Origin of the sequence: Runella aurantiaca (genome assembly GCF_003339505.1) — a bacterium.
GTDB classification, from domain to species: domain Bacteria; phylum Bacteroidota; class Bacteroidia; order Cytophagales; family Spirosomataceae; genus Runella; species Runella aurantiaca.
Genome location: NZ_QPIW01000030.1, coordinates 1 through 18,625, shown reverse-complemented (window position 1 = coordinate 18,625; position 18,625 = coordinate 1). Strand labels below are relative to the sequence as shown.

Annotated in this window: 17 protein-coding genes; 10 read left to right on the top strand and 7 right to left on the bottom strand. The window is 42.4% G+C overall.

The genetic code is table 11. The annotated features are described in order from the left end of the window. The first annotated feature begins 7 nt into the window (after positions 1 to 7). The 4 genes from DVG78_RS24930 to DVG78_RS24915 all read left to right on the top strand — a co-directional run bounded on the left by DVG78_RS24930 (position 8) and on the right by DVG78_RS24915 (position 6,728). Positions 8 to 1,510 carry a DUF1501 domain-containing protein gene (locus DVG78_RS24930; protein WP_114463741.1) on the top strand — a complete coding sequence of 501 codons (1,503 nt, stop codon included), beginning with the start codon at positions 8 to 10 and terminating at the stop codon, positions 1,508 to 1,510. Between the two features lie 51 nt (positions 1,511 to 1,561). Then, positions 1,562 to 3,949 (top strand): PA14 domain-containing protein, encoded by a 2,388-nt coding sequence (locus tag DVG78_RS24925; RefSeq protein WP_158550090.1) that lies wholly within the window; start codon positions 1,562 to 1,564, stop codon positions 3,947 to 3,949. Positions 3,950 to 4,062: 113 nt separating this feature from the next. Further along, a complete protein-coding gene (locus DVG78_RS24920; protein WP_114463797.1) occupies positions 4,063 to 5,346 on the top strand; it encodes a hypothetical protein in 1,284 nt (427 codons plus the stop codon). A gap of 29 nt (positions 5,347 to 5,375) precedes the next feature. Continuing rightward, positions 5,376 to 6,728, top strand: coding sequence for a serine hydrolase (locus DVG78_RS24915; protein WP_114463739.1), 1,353 nt, complete (start codon positions 5,376 to 5,378; stop codon positions 6,726 to 6,728). 6 nt (positions 6,729 to 6,734) lie between these two features. On the opposite strand, the gene DVG78_RS24910 is transcribed toward DVG78_RS24915, so the two are convergent. After that, positions 6,735 to 7,211, bottom strand: a complete 477-nt coding sequence (locus DVG78_RS24910) for a tetratricopeptide repeat protein (RefSeq protein WP_114463738.1) — start codon at positions 7,209 to 7,211, stop codon at positions 6,735 to 6,737. Between the two features lie 195 nt (positions 7,212 to 7,406). Here DVG78_RS24910 and DVG78_RS24905 point away from each other — a divergent pair, with 195 nt between their 5' ends. From DVG78_RS24905 to DVG78_RS24890, 4 genes are all read left to right on the top strand, one after another. Further along, positions 7,407 to 7,862, top strand: coding sequence for an OsmC family protein (locus DVG78_RS24905; protein ID WP_114463737.1), 456 nt, complete (start codon positions 7,407 to 7,409; stop codon positions 7,860 to 7,862). Positions 7,863 to 7,875: 13 nt separating this feature from the next. Further along, positions 7,876 to 8,598: a thioredoxin gene (trxA, locus tag DVG78_RS24900; RefSeq protein WP_114463796.1), complete on the top strand. Its 723-nt coding sequence runs from the start codon at positions 7,876 to 7,878 to the stop codon at positions 8,596 to 8,598. 173 nt (positions 8,599 to 8,771) lie between these two features. Further along, on the top strand, positions 8,772 to 9,569 hold the full coding sequence (locus tag DVG78_RS24895) for a HipA family kinase (RefSeq protein WP_114463736.1): 798 nt from the start codon (positions 8,772 to 8,774) through the stop codon (positions 9,567 to 9,569). Next, positions 9,547 to 9,930 (top strand): DUF3037 domain-containing protein, encoded by a 384-nt coding sequence (locus DVG78_RS24890; protein WP_114463735.1) that lies wholly within the window; start codon positions 9,547 to 9,549, stop codon positions 9,928 to 9,930. The genes DVG78_RS24895 and DVG78_RS24890 overlap by 23 nt, the downstream gene beginning before the upstream one ends. Before the next feature lie 8 nt (positions 9,931 to 9,938). On the opposite strand, the gene DVG78_RS24885 is transcribed toward DVG78_RS24890, so the two are convergent. The 6 genes from DVG78_RS24885 to DVG78_RS24860 all read right to left on the bottom strand — a co-directional run bounded on the left by DVG78_RS24885 (position 9,939) and on the right by DVG78_RS24860 (position 16,929). Continuing rightward, positions 9,939 to 10,751: an ankyrin repeat domain-containing protein gene (locus tag DVG78_RS24885; RefSeq protein WP_147277170.1), complete on the bottom strand. Its 813-nt coding sequence runs from the start codon at positions 10,749 to 10,751 to the stop codon at positions 9,939 to 9,941. A 148-nt stretch (positions 10,752 to 10,899) separates the two neighbouring features. Beyond that, the gene (locus DVG78_RS24880) at positions 10,900 to 11,250 is read right to left on the bottom strand and encodes a hypothetical protein (RefSeq protein ID WP_114463733.1); all 351 of its coding nucleotides are present in this window, start codon (positions 11,248 to 11,250) and stop codon (positions 10,900 to 10,902) included. Between the two features lie 183 nt (positions 11,251 to 11,433). Then, a complete protein-coding gene (locus DVG78_RS24875) occupies positions 11,434 to 12,417 on the bottom strand; it encodes a PDDEXK nuclease domain-containing protein (protein WP_114463732.1) in 984 nt (327 codons plus the stop codon). 285 nt (positions 12,418 to 12,702) lie between these two features. Then, a complete protein-coding gene (bla, locus tag DVG78_RS24870; RefSeq protein WP_114463731.1) occupies positions 12,703 to 13,626 on the bottom strand; it encodes a class A beta-lactamase, subclass A2 in 924 nt (307 codons plus the stop codon). 211 nt (positions 13,627 to 13,837) lie between these two features. After that, positions 13,838 to 15,211 carry an McrC family protein gene (locus DVG78_RS24865; protein WP_114463730.1) on the bottom strand — a complete coding sequence of 458 codons (1,374 nt, stop codon included), beginning with the start codon at positions 15,209 to 15,211 and terminating at the stop codon, positions 13,838 to 13,840. Further along, a complete protein-coding gene (locus DVG78_RS24860; RefSeq protein WP_114463729.1) occupies positions 15,211 to 16,929 on the bottom strand; it encodes an McrB family protein in 1,719 nt (572 codons plus the stop codon). Before DVG78_RS24860 ends, DVG78_RS24865 begins: the two co-directional genes overlap by 1 nt. Positions 16,930 to 17,432: 503 nt before the next feature. Here DVG78_RS24860 and DVG78_RS24850 point away from each other — a divergent pair. Further along, complete coding sequence (locus DVG78_RS24850) at positions 17,433 to 17,753, top strand: single-stranded DNA-binding protein (RefSeq protein WP_229598314.1); 321 nt, start codon at positions 17,433 to 17,435, stop codon at positions 17,751 to 17,753. Positions 17,754 to 18,097: 344 nt separating this feature from the next. Continuing rightward, complete coding sequence (locus tag DVG78_RS24845; RefSeq protein ID WP_114463726.1) at positions 18,098 to 18,457, top strand: ANTAR domain-containing protein; 360 nt, start codon at positions 18,098 to 18,100, stop codon at positions 18,455 to 18,457. The last annotated feature ends 168 nt before the right edge of the window (positions 18,458 to 18,625 follow it).

The window sequence follows — 18,625 nt, the reverse complement described above, 5'->3', positions numbered from 1 at the left end:
TTAACTTATGAATAGACGGAATTTTCTGAAACAAGCCGGCTGTGTCGGTATGGGTTCGACCACCCTGCTCAGTACGCTGACTAACCTGACTTCCTTCAACGGGCTGGTGGGCAAGCAGCCCAGTGGAGCGGCTTATCCCACGGACTATAAAGCACTGGTCTGTATTTTGCTTTCGGGCGGCGTAGACTCGTATAATATGCTGATTCCCATGGGGGTTAACGCGGGCGGTGATAACGGCTTTAACGAATACAAAGCCATCCGAACGGACTTATCGGTGTTGAATCCCATTGCGCTCACCAACCCCCAATGCGTTGGTTTTCGCGGTATTGCGTGCAATTATGGTGCGTATGGCGTCCATCCCCAAATGACTGGCGTGCGCGATTTGTTCAACAGCGGGAAATTGGCTTTTATGTCAAACATTGGAACGTTGGTTGAGCCGATTTTGACTAAATCTGAATTTGAAAGCGGGCTGAAAAAGCTGCCATTGGGGTTGTATTCTCATTCCGACCAAATCATGCAGTGGCAAACGTCAGTGCCGCAGAGCCGGGATGCCCTCGGTTTTGGCGGACGCATGGCCGATTTGCTCAATGCCGCCAATGCCAACCAGGAGGTTTCGATGAACATTTCGTTGGCGGGAAAAAATGCCTTTCAACGGGGAAAGGATATTTCTGAATACGCCATTAGCAATAATGTTGAACCCAACAGTGTTGGTTTTGAAGCTCTGCCTTCGTGGTGGGGAAACTCGGGTTACCTGACCGATTTGCGCAACTCGACCATGGACAGTCTGGTGTCGCAGACCTACGCCAACCTGATGCAGCAAACCTATTCGTCGAGCACCAAAACAGCCACGGCGGCCTTTGCGTTGTTTAAAGAAGCCCTCAAAAAAGTACCTACCATTACCACCGCTTTTCCGACGAGCAGACTGGCAACCGACCTATTGGCCATCGCCAAAATCATCAGCGTACGAAATGAGTTGGGCGCAAAACGGCAAATCTTTTTTGTCAACTACGGAGGCTGGGATATGCACGATGACCTGTTGTCGGGGCTGGATGACAAGCTGCCCGTGGTGAGTCAGGCGCTCAAAGCCTTTTATGACGCGACGGTAGAATTGGGTGTGGCTGACCGGGTTACATCGTTTACCATTTCTGATTTTGCCCGAACCATCACTTCCAACGGTAAAGGCTCCGACCACGCTTGGGGAGCCAATCAAATCGTGATGGGTGGAGCCGTCAATGGCGGAAAAATCATGGGTGCTTACCCAAAAATGGATATTAATTATCCGTTAAATGTGTCGTTTAGAGGTAATTATATACCTGCGGTGTCAACTGACGAGTTCTATGCGGAGTTGGCACTCTGGTACGGTGTTAGTCCGAGTGACTTGTGCTATGTGTTGCCCAATATCGGCAATTTTTACAGCTATTCGCCGAGCCAATATCCCATTGGATTTATGAATTTTAACGGAACCACAATTTCGTCCGATAATCTTCCTCAAAACTGCCTGACCTATTAACAAATGGCTTTAAAAGAAATAAGGATGGTATCTGTTGACATGACAATTCCAATGATAAAACTTTCATTTTCAGTTCGTTCTTGCTTTTGGGTGGTGGTGGTTTGGGTGATTTTTGCCCTAAACTCATCTGCGCAAACTTGCGTCGGAACTCCCGGGCAGGTCAAATGGTCTTACTGGTCGGGTTTTAATAACTCATTGCCCGACAGCGCCGATTTGGCCGCGCTCGAAAATTTCCCCAGTCACCCCGACGGGACTCAGATGTTGAGTTCGTTGAAAATGCCCGTCAATTATACTGAGTACTTCGCCGCCATGACCCGGGGCTATATTTACGTGAATCAAACCGCTACGTACACCTTTAACCTAACGGGTGATGATCACGCTCTTTTTTATCTAAGTACCGACGAGTCGCTCGCCAATAAACGCAAGCGAGCGGAAGTTACCTCTTACACGGACGTAACTGAACACAACAAAACACCCGGCCAAACTTCCAAGACCATCGAATTGGTGGCGGGACAAAATTATTACTTTGAAATTTACAGCTTCGAAGGCTGTTGCAGCGACCATACAACGCTTTATTGGCGTAAAACCGCCAACTCCGACACCACTTGGCGAATCATTGACTTTAATAACATCAAACAATACGCTTGCGAGCAATCGTGCCCCGTACGCGGCACTGTTTGTAATGACGGCAATGCCCAAACCACCAACGACCAACACGACGGGTTTTGTAACTGCGTGGGAATCGCCCCGACGACGAACCCCTGCGTAGGTGAGCGCGGCGTGGTGGAAGCCTATTATTTTGACAATATCACGGGCAGTTATGTAGAGCCCGATTTGGTCAATGCGCCGAAATTCCCGTTGTTGCCCGACCGAAAAGAGAGGCTAAAAGGGATTTCAGGCCCCGATTTTGCGTCTTATGCCAAAGACAATTACGGCTCGCTGGTGCAGGGCTATTTGACGGTTCCTGTTTCGGGAATGTACGAGTTTAACCTCACAGGCGACGACCAAACGATGTTTTTTCTGAGTAAAAATGACTCTATTCAGTACAAACAGTACCACCAAGCCATGGTGATTTTTGGAATTAACGAAACGGCTCATTCCACCTATACGTTTCAAAATACCTCACCCATTTACCTGCAAAAAGGTCAATTTTATTACTACGAAATAAGGCACAAAGAAAATGGTTGGCGCGACCATTTTAACCTGTACTGGAAAACACCCTTTCACGAGTTTAAAACGTGGAAACGGGTGTCTGATTTTTACCTGTACGACTACAAATGCGAGATTTCGTGCGTTCCCAACAATACCCCCTGTAACGACGGCAACGCATTTACGAAGAACGATACCTACCAAAATTGCGAATGTGTGGGCACGCCTTGCACGGGCCTCGATTGCGATGACGCATCGGCCCAATACCAAAAATATGACTACTGCGCTCCCACCCAAAATATCACGAATTCCAATGAAACGGGTTGGCTCTCGTGCGTGAAAGCGACCAATCCAAACCCCGCCAGAAGCGGTCAGAATCACTGGATTAAGTATGATTTGGGGAATTTATATACCTTGAAAGGAACGCGCGTGTGGAACTACAATGTGTTGAACGAAACGACCAAAGGCTTTAAGACGGTCTACATCGACTACTCGACCGATGGGGTTGTTTGGACGCAATTGGGGGGGCAGTATACGTGGCCGAATGCGCCCGGCGTAGCGCAATACGCGGGTTTTACCGGGCCTGATTTTAATAGCCTCTCGGCGCGTTATGTGCTGATTACGGCCACCGAAAACTGGGGGCATGCCACTTGTGCAGGTTTTAGTAAAATAACTTTCAACGCGCAACAGTGTCAACAAAGCGGCACTACCTGCGACGATGGCGACCCGTTGACAGTGTACGATAAATTTGACGGGAATTGCGGGTGCAAAGGTATCAAACTCGCTTGTTTGGAAGATACCATTAAAACGGGACGGGTGACGCTCGTTCCAGCTATTCACAAGGCCCAAAATGCGATTTTTTCGGAAGGACAATTACCGACAACCCAGAATGTCGCATTTACGGCGGGCAACAGTATTGTGCTGCTGCCGGGATTTCAGATTGATTCTGGCGCGGTGTTTTCGGCCAAGATTGAAGCTTGTTTGCAGTCGATATTTGCCCAAAGTCAAATTTCGCAGGAGGGGAAATCCCTCGCCACGGAATTTGGGGCGGAGCCAACCGACCAACCCAACATCAAGCGCATCATTTTTCGTCTCAACCAACCCGGACAGGTGAAGTTATTGCTGAAAGATAAAAAAGGACAAACGCTGGTAACAATCATTGATGATTACTACCAGAATCTAGGAACGCAAATCAAATACCTACCCACGGGCCGTCTTTCCAAAGGGGCATACGCGATTGAACTAACGGTCAATGAAGCTAAAATCAACCAACAATTTATGGTAGAATAAGGGTTTGGGATATTTTGTGCCGTTTCAAAAGATTGATTTTAGGCCTTCATTGGTATTCTTGGCAACAGGTCGTAAATTACCAACCTACTTTCTTACTCAAAACCGACCCACCCATGCAAGATGTAACCGCCGTTCAATGGCCCCTGTGGCGCAAGCTCATCTTTCGTTTTACGGCCATTTATTTAGGGCTTTACGTGTCCTTTTTTCAGTGGATGCGCGGCGTGTCAGTTATTTCTCCGTTTACCGAACTGTACAGTGAGATTGAAAAATTATTGGTCGAATGGTGCAATCGGACGATTTTTCACGTCAAAGATGTACTGGTGCCGATGGGCGGCAGCGGAGATACTTCCTACGGCTACGCCCAATTGTGTTTTTTTGCGTTGGCTTCCATCCTCGGAACGGTGATTTGGTCGATTTTCGACCGCCGAAAAAATTACGACAAGGCCTATTATTGGCTGATGGTGATTTTGCGGTACTACATTGCCATGGTTTCTTTTATGTACGGGATTATCAAGGTGTTCGGTTTTCAGATGTCGTTCCCTTCGCTGAGTCAGTTGGCCACACCGCTCGGTGACTTTCTGCCTATGCGGTTTTCGTGGCTTTTTATTGGTTATTCTGGTCCATATCAGTTCTTTTCGGGGGCGGCGGAGGTGCTGGTGGGGGTTCTTTTGTTGTATCGCCGCATGGCCGTTTTAGGCGCTTTTTTGGCCGCAGGTGTATTTTTAAACGTGGCCGTTCTGAATCTTTGCTACGATATTCCGGTCAAATTGTTTTCCATACACATGTTCGTTTTTTGCAATATTTTGCTGTTGGCGGATGCCAAACGATTGCTTAATTTCTTTGTTTTTAACAAACCTGTGCCGCCGTCACCCTCGTTTGCTTTGCCCGAAAAATGGATGAGAATCGGTCGAATTGTGCTTAAAACCGCCTTTGTCGCAATATTTGCGGTAGTGCCTTTTTATAGCATGTACCAAAGCCTTCACCAGGTCAATGTGGTATCTCCCACAAATAAGCCCATCACGACGGGGATGTTTGAGGTGGTTTCTTTTGAGGCTAGTGGACGAATGAACGAGGATAGCCTTCGTTGGAAAGACATTGTTTTTGAGAACTACAACGGGGGCAGCATCCTGACCACCGATACCCTTTTCCGACAGCGCTACAACCGGGCTTATTTTTCGTACGTGACTGACTCGTTGAAGCAGAATATCTCTTTCAAAAAGCGCTCGGGCGATAGCCTTTCTCTGTTTACCCTTCAATATTCTATGCCCGACACGAATCAACTTTTGTTGAAAGGAAAAATCAATAACGACTCCCTAAAAGTAGTGTTCAAACGCCGTCGCCGGAACTTTCAACTGGCCGAAAGGCAATTTCATTGGTTGTCGGAAGATAACCGTTAATGCTAGAGTATTTTATTTGAATTCAGCCCATGAAAAGCTATAATTTTGGATTAATTGTCTGTTTATCAGTATTTTGTATTTTTGGCGCACCTGCCCAAACGCCGATAAATTCCGTTCAAGAAACAATCAAGACTCAGGTAAAGAGCCGCATTGACAACAACTATTCGGTGGGAACGGTGGTTGCTTTTTTTGAAAGTGGAAAAGAAACCTACTTTACGTATGGCTATGCCAACGCAGATAAAAAGCAGGTGATTCTGCCCCAATCCGTCTTTGAGATTGGCTCCATCAGCAAAACATTCACGTCGTTGCTTTTGGCAGATTTAGTCCAAAAAAAGGGTATTCGCTTGGAGGATTCCGTCGAGAAATACCTGCCCGATTCGGTCAAAATTCCGTCGTTCAACGGCCGTAAAATCACTTTTGCCGATTTGGCAACGCATACCTCAGGCCTCCCAAGAATGCCGACGAATATTGTTCCTAAAAATCCCGAAAACCCCTACGTCGATTATGGTGTAAAAGAATTATACGTTTTTCTGAAAACGGCTCAACTCCAAAATGGGATGGGGAATTATAATTATTCCAACGTCGGGGTTGGGCTATTGGGCCACGTACTGACGCGGATTTCGGGGGAAAGTTATGAACAATTACTCCAAAATGTGATTTGTACCCCCCTGAAAATGAACGAAACCAGTACCTTAAATTCTTCAACTTGGCTGACGACGGGGCATGTTGACAACAAACCCGTGGCGCATTGGGATTTTGACATTATGGCAGGCGCGGGTGCAATTCGTTCCAATGCCGAAGACCTCATGCGCTACCTGAGGGCGGAGCTTGACTTGTCGGCGGGGGCATCGGCGGGGGCCATGAAACAAAGCCAACAACCGTTGCATGTAGTGGATTCAACCCTTAAAATGGCGTTGGGATGGCATATTACTGCGGCCGCCAATGACGAAATCTACTGGCACAATGGTGGGACGGGGGGCTATCGGGCGTTTGCTGGATTTAGTCAGAAAAGCAATAAAGCCATTGTGATTCTGAACAATTCTACCCAATCGGTGGATGATTTGGGGATGTGTTTTTTCAACCCGTCCGTGACAATCATCCCTTCTAAAAAGCCCCTAATATTGCCAAAGCAGGCAATGCAGTCTTTTGTAGGAACGTATAAAATAGAGCCCAAACTTGAGTTGGAAATAACGCTTGAAAACAATCAACTCTTTGCTAAAATGACGGGAGAGGCCATCGTGCCCGTGTATCCTGAAACGGAAACAAAGCTGTTTTGCCGTGAAGTAAACGCGACAATTGATTTTTTTTGGAATGATAAAGGAGAATTTGACAAACTAATATTAGACCTTAATGGGGATAAAATGCCCGCCATGCGGAAGTAAGGAGGGCTATATTTTTCGGTACTGTTCGGTTGCTCCCGCAGGATGCAATTGTTGGTAAACCACCGTGCGCCAATGCAGCGCATCGGCATTTTCACCCCTCGAAAACCACACGGCTTTGTCGAGCGAAAGGTAGGCGTTGTTCCACTCACCCAGTTCATAATGAACCAATCCCTTCTTTAAGTGCACTTCCACCAGGGTGTTATCAAACGATAATGCTTCGGTAAAATCATACAGAGCAGAGTAGAGATTGCCATCTTCCAAATTGCACTTTCCCCGGTATTCGTAGGCTAAGGCAGACTTGCGGTTTTCTTTTATTTTTTGGTCAAAATAAGCGTATGCGGCCGTATAATCGCCTGATTCAAATAGCGCAATTCCCTCCGCAAAACGTTTCCGGTCTTTGTCGATTGGGGTGTCGTGGTCGGTAAGGTAGTAATGCAGAAAAAACAGTATTACGACAAGCGGGACAACGATGAGAGCATCCATGGTGGGTTATTTTTTCTTGAAAGAACCGTTATGTTTAAAAAACCGTTTCTGCGTCGTTTTGGTTTCTGTAGGTCAAAAATTGGCACAAAGATGTCATTAGTCATAAAAATAAGGGTACTTATGTGACAAATGTCGCAGAATGGGCGCTAGAGTTGGGGGATATTTGCATCATACTTACGAAATACAAATACCATTATGGCACAGGAACATTTTTATGAAGTCTCGGTTGAGTGGAACAGCGAACGCAAAGGAACGATGAGTTCGCCCGTATTGAATGACACCCTTGAAGTGGCTACGCCGCCCGAGTTTCCCAAAGGCATGGTGGGCATCTGGTCGCCCGAACATTTGCTGGTGGCGGCGGTGAATAGTTGTTTAATGACTACTTTTTTGGCCATTGCCGACAATTCAAAATTAGATTTTACCCATTTTGCATCCAAAGGTGTTGGAAAACTAGAAGTGGTTGACGGCAAATACATAATCAGCGAAATCACCCTGATGCCCGTGCTGACGCTTCCTGTCGATGACCAAAAAGAAAGAGCAATGCGGGTGCTTCACAAAGCGGAAGCGGCCTGTTTAATCAGCAATTCAGTAAAATCAAAAATTATCTTTCAACCCGAAATTATTGTAACGCAAGCGGAGTTAGTTGTTTAAAACCTCAAAAAATATGACCAAATACACTTTCATGTTGCTGAGCGCGTTGGTTTTTGTGCTCAATGCTTGCAACCCAAAAGGCGAAGGTGGCGGTGAAACCACCGGCGGAACGTTGTCGGCCAAGGAGTTTAAGGCCAAAATCGACGCTAATCCCGCCATCACGGTGGTGGATGTACGAACGCCCGAAGAATTTGCGGGGGGGCATTTGACCAATGCGCACAACATTGACTGGAACAGCAACGGGTTTGAAAACAAAATTGACGGTTTTGAGCGCGACAAACCTATTTTGGTGTATTGCCTCAGCGGAGGTAGAAGCGCCGACGCGGCCCAAAAAATGCGGAGTTTCGGCTTTACGCAAGTGTTTGAATTGGAGGGCGGTATCATGAAATGGCGGGCCGAGGGCTTGCCCGAAACCACCGCTGAAACGCCCAAACCGACGGGTATGAGTCGCCAACAATTTGATGAATTGCTGAATTCTGAAAAACTGGTCTTGGTCGATTTTTACGCGGATTGGTGCGCTCCCTGCAAAAAAATGGCCCCTTTTCTTGAAGAAATCAAGACGGAGAAGGCCAACACAGTCAACCTCGTAAGAATCAATACCGACGACAATCAGGCGTTGGCCCAGCAGCTTGGCATTGAAGGCTTGCCCACTTTGCTTTTATTCAAAAACAAAACCCTCGTTTGGCAAAACGTTGGGTACATCGGAAAGGAAGAAGTGGAGAAGCAGTTGAACTGATTTTTGACATTTTCCGTCGCTTTTATACTTCATCAATACGTTATTTGTGGTTCCATTTCAGTGGCGAGGTTTTTCTCGCCACTCTTTTTTTGCCCTTTCGGACCGTCATTTTTCAAAAAAACGCCCTAACTTTCGGGCTCACTTTTTGAAGAAGTAAACGACGCAAGCATAAAATGGCTGAACCTGAAATCAATATCCGAACCGTCAACGTAACCCGCTACGTCACGCCGTTGCGGGAGGGCGGCTCGCTACCTGCCATTGTGGAGGCCGACGATGATTTTTTGTACGTGATGAAATTTCGCGGTGCGGGGCAAGGAGCAAAGGCGCTCATTGCCGAACTGATTTCGGGCGAAATAGCCCGGACGCTTGGTTTACGCGTCCCCGAAATCGTGTTTAGCAACCTGCACGAAGCATTCAGCCGCATGGAGCCCGACGAAGAGATTCAGGATTTGCTGCGCGAAAGCGTAGGGCTTAATCTGGCCCTGCATTTTTTGTCGGGAGCCATTACTTTTGATGCCTTGGTAACCACCATCAACGCTACCCTCGCGTCGCGGATTGTTTGGCTGGATTGCCTGATTACCAACGTAGACCGCACCCCTCGCAACACCAATATGCTGATGTGGCACCGTGATTTGTGGCTGATTGACCACGGTGCCTCGCTGTATTTTCACCACTCATGGGACAATTGGGAACAGCAGGCCAAACGCCCTTTTACGTCCGTTAAAGACCATGTTTTGTTGCCTTTTGCGTCCGAATTGGACGAAGTTGATACCCATTTTAGGACCATTCTGACGCCCGAACGGATTCAGCGCATTGTGGCGTTGGTGCCCGATGAATGGCTCATGGATGAGTCCACGACGATGTCGCCCCAGGAGCGGCGGCAGGTGTACGCTCAATTTTTAGAAACGCGCGTTGCCGCGTCCGAACTGTTTGTCAAAGAAGCACAAAATGCCCGAAAAACACTTATTTGAGTACGCCGTGATTCGCGTGGTGCCGCGCGTCGAGCGCGAAGAGTTTTTGAACGTCGGGGTCATTGTCTATTGTTCAGCCGAAGGTTTTTTACAAACAAAATTTGAACTGAACGAGGCGCGACTGCGGGCGTTTTCGGACCGGATAGATGTGCCCGAATTGACCGCTCGACTGGGGGCTTTTGACCGAATCTGCGATGGTCGCTCGAAGGGCGGAACGATTGGACAATTATCACGCGCGGAGCGATTTCGGTGGTTGACCGCTACTCGAAGCACCGTAGTACAGACGTCGGCGGTGCATCCGGGCTTGTGCGAAAATGCCGCCGAAACCCTAGAGCGGCTGTTTGTCCAGCTGGTTTTGTAGGGCGTATTTCAGTGCTTTTTGATTTTCTTTTTCAGTTCTAAATAATCTTCCGACAGCGGGTCATTCCGTTGTTTTTGGGCTTTTTCGTATTCATTCATTACTTTTTTGAGCGAAAGTCCTTCGGGATTTACGTAATAGACATTGTCGCCCGCGTCGACGAGCAGTTTGCAGATTCCCCATTCCTGTTTGGAAGCGGCGGCTATCAGCGGCGTTACATTTTTGAGCTGCTCGAGGTCTCCCGTGGTTTGTTTCAAGTCTAAACCGTGTTGAAGCAACAGTTGTACTTTTTCAAACGTATCATCGCCGTACTGAATGATGGATAAAATCAGCGGTTGGCCTTCTTCATTGGTCGCATTGGGATTGGCCCCTTTCTCCAAAAAATACGCAAACATCGCCGGCTCCATGATTCCCGCATTCCTGACGTGCGTGTCAATTCGCCCAGCGGACGTTGCTTGAATTTTTGCGCCCGCTTTGATAAGCAATTCAAACACGGGTTTCCAGTGAATGGGCGTGTGGGTATAGCGGCTAAAACGGTCGCGGGCGTAGTCGAGCAGATTGATATGGGCGTCGTTGTCAGCGTCGTTGAGGTTGGGCGGCGGATTGTGCAACAAAAACTTCAGCCGTTCTACATCGTACGCATCAATGGCTTGGGCAATTTTTTGCCGAGGCTCGTCTTTGAAGCAGGGCTTTGTTTCATCAGAATTCCAGGAAAACAAGCATAAGTCAGCAAGCGGTTTGCTGTAAATGAGAAACAAAAACAGCCCGAGTAGCAGGGCAATGACGCGGTAATTTGCGTAAGGTTTATTGAGTCTTTTTTGCATGGCAGTGCTTCCAAAAGCGGTATTTCCCTGCAAAAATTAACGGCACCACTGGCACTGAAAAATATAGAAGGCTGATATGGAATAAATGAATGCTGAAGCGTAGAATTCAGCAGTTGAATGCCTGACCAAAACCCACGAAAAACGTTTGTCAGGGCTTGCGGTCTTTGACTACCAAAAACAGGTCATTTTCGAGGGCTAAATACCCGAATTCGTACACAAAGTAGTAGGTAGCACCTTTTTGGGTGGTGCGGGTATTGGTGAAAAAACCAAAGTCAAAGCCTTCGCGTAGGAGGGAGGCTTTGGAAATTTTGGCCTTGTCGTCTTTGCAGGCTTCTTCCAGAATCCGACGATTTTTGCGAAGCGTATTGTTGACGTTTCGGACAAAATTGTTGGAGTCAGAATTTAATTTGTTATTGTAGGCGTTGCGGCACATGTCTGAGCAAAATTTCTTGTCAGACCGACCGATGATTTTTTCGCCACATTCTAAGCATTCTCTCATTTTTCTGGTTGTTCAGTAATAATTTTTGAAAACTGAATTTATCCCTAGTACTTCAGTAGTCTATTGGCTCGATTTTACCACGGATTTTGGTTCACGGAAGCATAATTGTTTGAAAATCGGGTATCATATATTATGTTGAGTCTACCTTTTAATGCTTAAATTGTTCAAAGGTTTGCGCTTGGTCTATTTGTTATCGCTTTCATTGTCAAATAGTTCGTGTAATTTCTGTTGTAAAATCTTCTTGTCAGGTAGTTGTGTTTTGTATTCTGAAACCATTGTTGGTGATAGGCTTCTGCTTAGAGCATATTCCACAACTTCGCTGTCTTTGTCTTTGCACAACAACACTCCGATACTGAGATTTTCATTGGGTTTCTTCACGTCACGGTCTAATGCTTCTAAATAGAAGTTGAGCTGCCCTAAATGTTCGGGCTTAAACTTGTCTGCCTTGAGTTCAAAAGCGACCAAGCATTGTAGGCCACGGTGATAGAAAAGCAAGTCAATATAAAAATCGCTGTTGCCGACTTGTAATTTGTATTCTTCTCCAATAAACAGAAAATCTTTGCCAAGTTCGAGAATGAAATTTCTCATCTGTCTAACAAGTCCACGTTGCAAATCACTTTCGCTATATGGCTCAGATAAATTCAGAAATTCAAAAACATAGCTATCTTTAAATGTATTTGTAGTGTCTTGACTAGTTTCTCTCAACGCTGTTGAGAGTTTTGTGTTACCAATTATTGTCCGCTCGAAAAGGCTTGCGGATATTTGACGGTCTAGTTCTCTAAAACTATAATTTTCTTGTTTGGCAAGTTTTAGATAAAACTCCCTTTCTTCGATAGTTTTGCACCTTGAAAATATCGCCAAGTTATGTGACCAACTAATTTCTCTCAACACTGTTGAGAGTTTTGGGGAGTCCTTGTAAGTCTCGTAAAACTGTTTCATTCTCCAAATATTCTTATCGGAGAATCCTTTTATTTCGGGTTCGTTTTGTTGAATATACTTAGCTAATTCTGCCACCACAGAGTCGCCCCAGTCAGATCGTTCAATTTTTTTACTGATGTATTCTCCAATATTCCAATAAAGGTTAATCAATTGGGCGTTTACGGCTTTTATCGCATTAATCCTAGATTGTTTAATAAGTTGAATTATGTCCGTAAACCGTTTGTCCATAGTATTTCAACAAGCTACAAATTTAAAAATGATTGTCTTTGAGTGTAATTGTAATTAAGTTATTGTTATTCTTTGGGTTACTCTAGCATTAACAGTGTTTTTCTTACTTTTTCATAGCGAAGTCATAAAGAACGGCTAGAATTGTTGTTGTCAATTAAAAACTAATCATGCCAAGAAGGTAAGCGACCAATGCCTTGAAATAATTCTTTGTACTTTTTTCGTAAACTACGCTTATGGCCCAAGAAATATAAGCAAATACAATTAAATAAAGGGCTTAGCAGTTTTTTATTTAGTATTTGCCGTATAAAAGTCATAAGTTGCTTTTGCGATGTCGGCTATAATTTTCTCGTTTGTGTCGAAATTTTCTTTTGATTCGCTCACAAAAACGCTGATAATAAAGTATTCACCATTTGGTAAAAAAACAATGCCTATATTGTTAACGGCAGCCGTAATACCTGTTACTTTATTTGTTCCAGACCAACCTGTTTTATGAGCGACAATTGTTCCTATAGGTAATTGCCCTTTAATTCTTTTTTCTCCAGTCGTTGTTTCTATATTGGTTTTCCAAAAGAAATCATAACTGCTTTTTGATAATAAGTTATTCTTATTTTCATAAAACATTTTGAGCGTCTCACTTGCCGCCTTAGGGGTTGTCCAGTTCTCAAACATATTTTCCCACTTTGATTGCATTTCTTCTTCATTGTAGGTGATTTGTATGTCCTGAATGTTGTTTTTTTTGAAATATTCTTCCACCGTTTTAGGCGTTCCGATAAGCCTTATTAAAACATCGCAAGCGGTATTGTCACTATTTGAAACCGAATATTGAATTAATCTTTCAATGGTAAAAACTCCACCGTTGGGGTTTTCGTCTCTGAGTGGACTCCAAAAATCCTTGGGTAAAAGTTCATCTTTCCCTATCTCTATTTTCTGGTCTAAGGATAGTTTTCCTTTGTCAACTTCTGATAAAACGGCAAGGGCAATATGGAATTTGAATACGCTTTGCATCGGGAAATGCCTATCTCCGTGTAGAGACATGGTGTCTTTACCATTGTTCCCGATAATTGAAACACCAACAACTGCATTCTTGCTTGATACGATTTGCTGAATGTTGCTCCTAAGAGCATCCGTCGAACTTTTTGAGGTCTGACAGTTTGTAAAAAAAAGTAATAATAAAAATATTACACTAACCGATTGAAGTATTCTTGTCATGTTTTTAAATGTTGATATTTGACACCGTCACCGCATTTCCTCTCTATCTCACGCGAACCATGCAACAAAGCCGTTTTGAATTGTAAACGAAGCTTCCCCTTTCGGTTTTTTATTCAATTTTCGCCCAGCGGTTTCGCGGCTTTGCGTAGTGGCGGCATTCGGAGCACTTTACTGTCAACCAAGCACAAATGTTGATTTGAAAAACTATTGTTCAATTTACCACGTCACCCGCCATTACGCCAAACTGCTGTTGTGAGTTCGGTGTTTTGTTTGTCATTAAATGTTGTCTCAATTCTTCTTCATTAAAGTTCATTGTTTTTATATAATCTTTAAAGTTTTCAGTTGTCTGTGGAATTGCAAGTCCAATTTTCTTTAGTGTTCCGTCTGTTTCTTTTATGCGGTATGTTTCAAAAAAACTCGTGTCTTGTCTTGGGAAGATTAAAAAACCATTTTTTGAATTAAACCTGTACATATAAGCAATGGTCTTGTAGTATATGCTTGTAGCTTTTTCGGAGTTCTCTGAATAAGATTGTTGTCTGTCAAGTGGAATATACTTTGCATCCCCGACAGATTTTGGTTCTAATTTGCTGATAAAATCAGGAAATATTGATTGTATATTGTTTTCAAATAGGTAATGTCTATGTTTACCTGTTTTGTTTTCTGGATGAATGAAGTTTTCTTTTAGAATGGTATTAAGATACTCTTCCCAAAGCCAAGCACCGTCAAACAACAAGCCGTAGACTTTATCTTTTTCTTTACCAAAAGTAATTTTCTCGTGCCGCAGAATTTTTAAGCAGATTTTTTGTAAGGCTGAATATTCTATAAAATATGGATGTGTAACTGGTTTTAAATTAGCGGTAATTACTTTTTGTCTTGAATTACCATTGTATGTTTTATTAGTTACAAAAATAAATTTACTCACAATATCTCTAAGTTCACTATCGCCTGTTAGTACGCCACCGCCATAAGGATGAGTTCTGATGTGTTCAATTGTATGTCTAATTAGCTGTGTTAGATTATTATTATAGCTGTGCTCTCTTGTAGTGTAAGCTATTTTTCCTGTAAACGGGATGTTTCTAAGTATGTGACGTTTAACATCAATACTTCCCTTAACGTTTGTATCATTGTATTCCTCCTTTTTGTATGCTTTGTAGATTCCTTGAGAATACGCTTTTTTGAGATAGTATGGAAAAAGGTAAAGAAGAAAATCCCAAATGTTTTCCTTATTCGGTGTTTGGTCAAATTTTAAAAGGTTTATCGAAAAGACTTTTTGCAACATGTAATGCAAAAAATAGTCGTTGTTTTCATCTTTTGCAAAACGAGATGAAATGGTTAGTTGTGTTGAATTTCGTCCAATAAATCCCATTAAATTATACGTCGTCAGGTTTTCATTGTCTAGAGAGAAAATATGAGGATTTTCTACATGGTCTTGATATTTTCCAAATGAATGAGGGAAAACAAACAAATCAGGATTCTCGTTTTGTAAATCCAAAAGGTTTCTATTTGCTATTGCTGATAAATCCGCAATGTTCAAACTGTCAAATTTATCAATACTTTTTCCGCCATTGTTATCGGTTGTTCTCATTAGGCTGTAAAGGCATTTTTCAAAAGTTCAATTTTCTCAGTGCTGTCAGACATACCCCTCAAATATTCTTTCAAGAGTGGTTCAATTCGTAAATTCCAAACATTGTCAATATCCTGTCTTGCATTACCGCTTGAGTCGAGAAAATAGGCTGCCCCAATGTGGTAAGATGGATTAAGACCATCTGTCTCTGAAATTTGCTTATTTAAATTCAACATTTTTTCTTTAATGTGTTGTGACAAATTCATGTTTTCTGCACTTTGTTCTGCTGTAATCTCAATCCAAGTGAAACGCCTTCGCATTGCAAAATCGAAGCTTTCAACACTTCGGTCTATGTCATTCATTGAGCCGATTAGGTAAACATTTTCGGGTACATAAAAAATCTCTTTATCATCATTGTGTAAATTTGAATATTGAGTTTTAACACTACCTTTTTTTCCTCTGTAGCTTGGGTCAATAGAAAAGAAGAGTTCCCCAAATATTTTTGAAATTTCACCTCTATTGATTTCATCAATCACAAATATGAAATTTTTTCTGTTGATTTTTATTTTCGCTTCTTCACCTTTGTTCTTTAGTTTTTCTCTTAACTGTTCTAATATCAAAAAGATAAAAGTATATTGATATTTAAAACGAGTATTAAATACTTTCTGAATATCAGTTGGTTTCTTAATATCATCTGCTTTTTTAAATACTTCTATTGCGTCTTTTTTGAAAACCAATTGTCGCTCCATTGATTCATTATTCAATATTTTCGCATAAAAACATTCCTCTTTTTTTGAATGAGGAACAATAACAAATTGATTGGAATTGTCATTATAATCAAACTTTTTTCCATTCTCAATAGACTCTGCTAAAAAGTTATCTAAAATTGATTCTATATTACTTTCGCTATGAATTTCATCAGGTGTTTTTTCTGAGTTTATTAAATTTTCCAATGCTTTTTCACAAAATGATTTGAATATACCGTCCTTAATTTCAAAGCCAATTATTCCGTTTTCATCTGGTGGCGTAGGTCTAAGTCCTTCAACAAAGTCTGTATAATCGTAGGATGGATGAAATTGCACAAAATCAAATTGTCCACTTTCTTCTAACTCTTCATCGGTTTTTACACCAATCATTTGCTTTGCAATTTGTTTTGCTAAAAATGTTTTACCTGTTCCAGGAGCACCTGTAAGGATGATGTTTTTTGAATCTTTTAGTAGATCTACAAGATGCTGTTTTTTTTTAAATTCTTCCATTATGTTCCAATCGATTATTAAGGATTTGTAACTGTCAAATAATGTAATCAAATTATTATTGGGTGGCTTATTGTCAAACAAACCTAAGTCATTCAGTGACTTTTCAAATCCAAGGATGTTATTACCAGTATCTTCATCATATTTATTAAGATAAAGTGACCCTATATGGTCATTTGTCCATTTAGCATTAACATTTAGCCCTGTCCAATCCCAGTTTAGATAACATTTAGTAGACTTATAACTTCCAAAGTTTTGTTGAATATTAATATGAATCAATCCGCTCTCATAATCACACCAAGCTTTAATCTGCTGTTGAATATTATCACCACTGTAACCTTGACCAGTATACTTGAAGGTGTTCGTATCAATTAGTGGTTTAATGTAAGTAATATATCCAACGTGATTTTGGTCTTCATTAACACACCATTCTAAATGGGCTACAAAATATTCCAGAAGTTTTTTAAACTTATCGTATTCGGTCATTTATTTTTTACTTTTAGTTATCATTTTAAGTGTCGGTCTTTTACACTGAAGCACAACATTCATATACCTGCAAGGTACAAAAATACTATCCGTTTGCAAACGATTGTAAGCGGTATTTATGCTCTTCAAAAGGCAAGGTGGCGGTCTTAAAATTTATGGCTGGCGCTTCTAGGTTTTGAATGGGGGAAGTAAAGCTGAAAGTTAACCAAAAAACGAGGTTGTGAGCAACCTCTGAGCGGTTTTGAGAAACCACTCTCACGCGGTAGATAGGGGAGGGTTTTACGCAACTACCCTCGGCTTCGACTGTGGGGAAAGCTACGTTTATGCAGCCTCTTTTTCGGACTGGAGGTGTTATTCGTTTGTAAACGCTTACAATTGTTTTTATCCAACTGGAAACGTGTACTAACCGAATCGTTTTTGGCCCATCCACCACCTTTGTATCGTCAATTCGGGGTAAAACCATTGGCGGGAACAAATTCAATAAACACAAAACTGTAAGGAACATGAACAAGGTAACATTGATTGGCAACGTAGGGAACGAAGTGATTGTACGGGATTTCGACAATGGCAAATTGGCCTCTTTTACGATGGCAACGACCGAAAACTACACCAATAAAAACAATGAAGAAGTGACCAATACCACTTGGCACAACATCGTGGCATTCGGCAAAGTAGCAGACGTGTGTAAGCGGATGGCGGCCAAGGGTAAGCTGCTTTCGGTAGAAGGAAAGATTAACTACCGGACGTACAAGAACAAGAAAGATAAGATGATTTACGTCACCGAAATTCAAGTGTATAAAATTGAGGAAATAGAAAAAAATTAGTCGTTTAAAGCCTGCTTTCTTCAATGGGAAGCAGGCTTTTTTATAGGGGATTTTAGGGAGGAATCAAGAGGTGAAAATACGATTCGTTGATTTTTATATACCGTTTGATAACTATTTGATAGCATTGGTATGTTTAAGGGGGTTGAAATTTGATTTTTAGAGCCGAAATTAGAACCTTGCACTATACTTCAGCGTAATGAAACAACCTTGATGTCATAGAAGGGGTTAACACATGCTTTATTGTTTTATCATCAGCAAACCTAAAAAAGGCATTCAAGACATTATTGTTAAACACTTACATTCATTGTTTGGTTGCTTTTGAGTACACACTTTACCCTTAATCTATGAGTGCTTTGAATGGTAAAATCCTTTTAATTGAGGATAAGCTTGAGAATATTTCTCAAATTGAGAATATGATTAAAGAAGCTGGTTATGAAGTTTTCAGGGCGGCGGGCACTCCTCAGGAGGCGCTCCGCATGACCATATTGATGCTTCAATCCACCATCATTATTGCCAATGATTCATTGAGCAATACGATTCTTTCAACCGCCCGTGAACTGAATAAAGAAATTTCTATAATTATGTTGGGTACATCTGACGAAACGCTGTTGCTCCCAAGTAGCGAAGCAGGTAAAACGGCCTACCTTAAAGCCCCGTTTACAACGCCTGTTTTAAAAGCAGTAATTGACTTTATTAACCGCTAAAAAAGTCTCAAGTAAAATTGTGTATTCTTCTTGATGCCTACAATAGGCTTCCCTTTAAAGGGTTAAGATATTAAATATCAGTACTTTGCATCAAAAAATAATCCCCGAATATGCGCGTATTTGGCATAATTCGGGGATTTTCGTATTTTAGTTGTGCTAACAAACCTA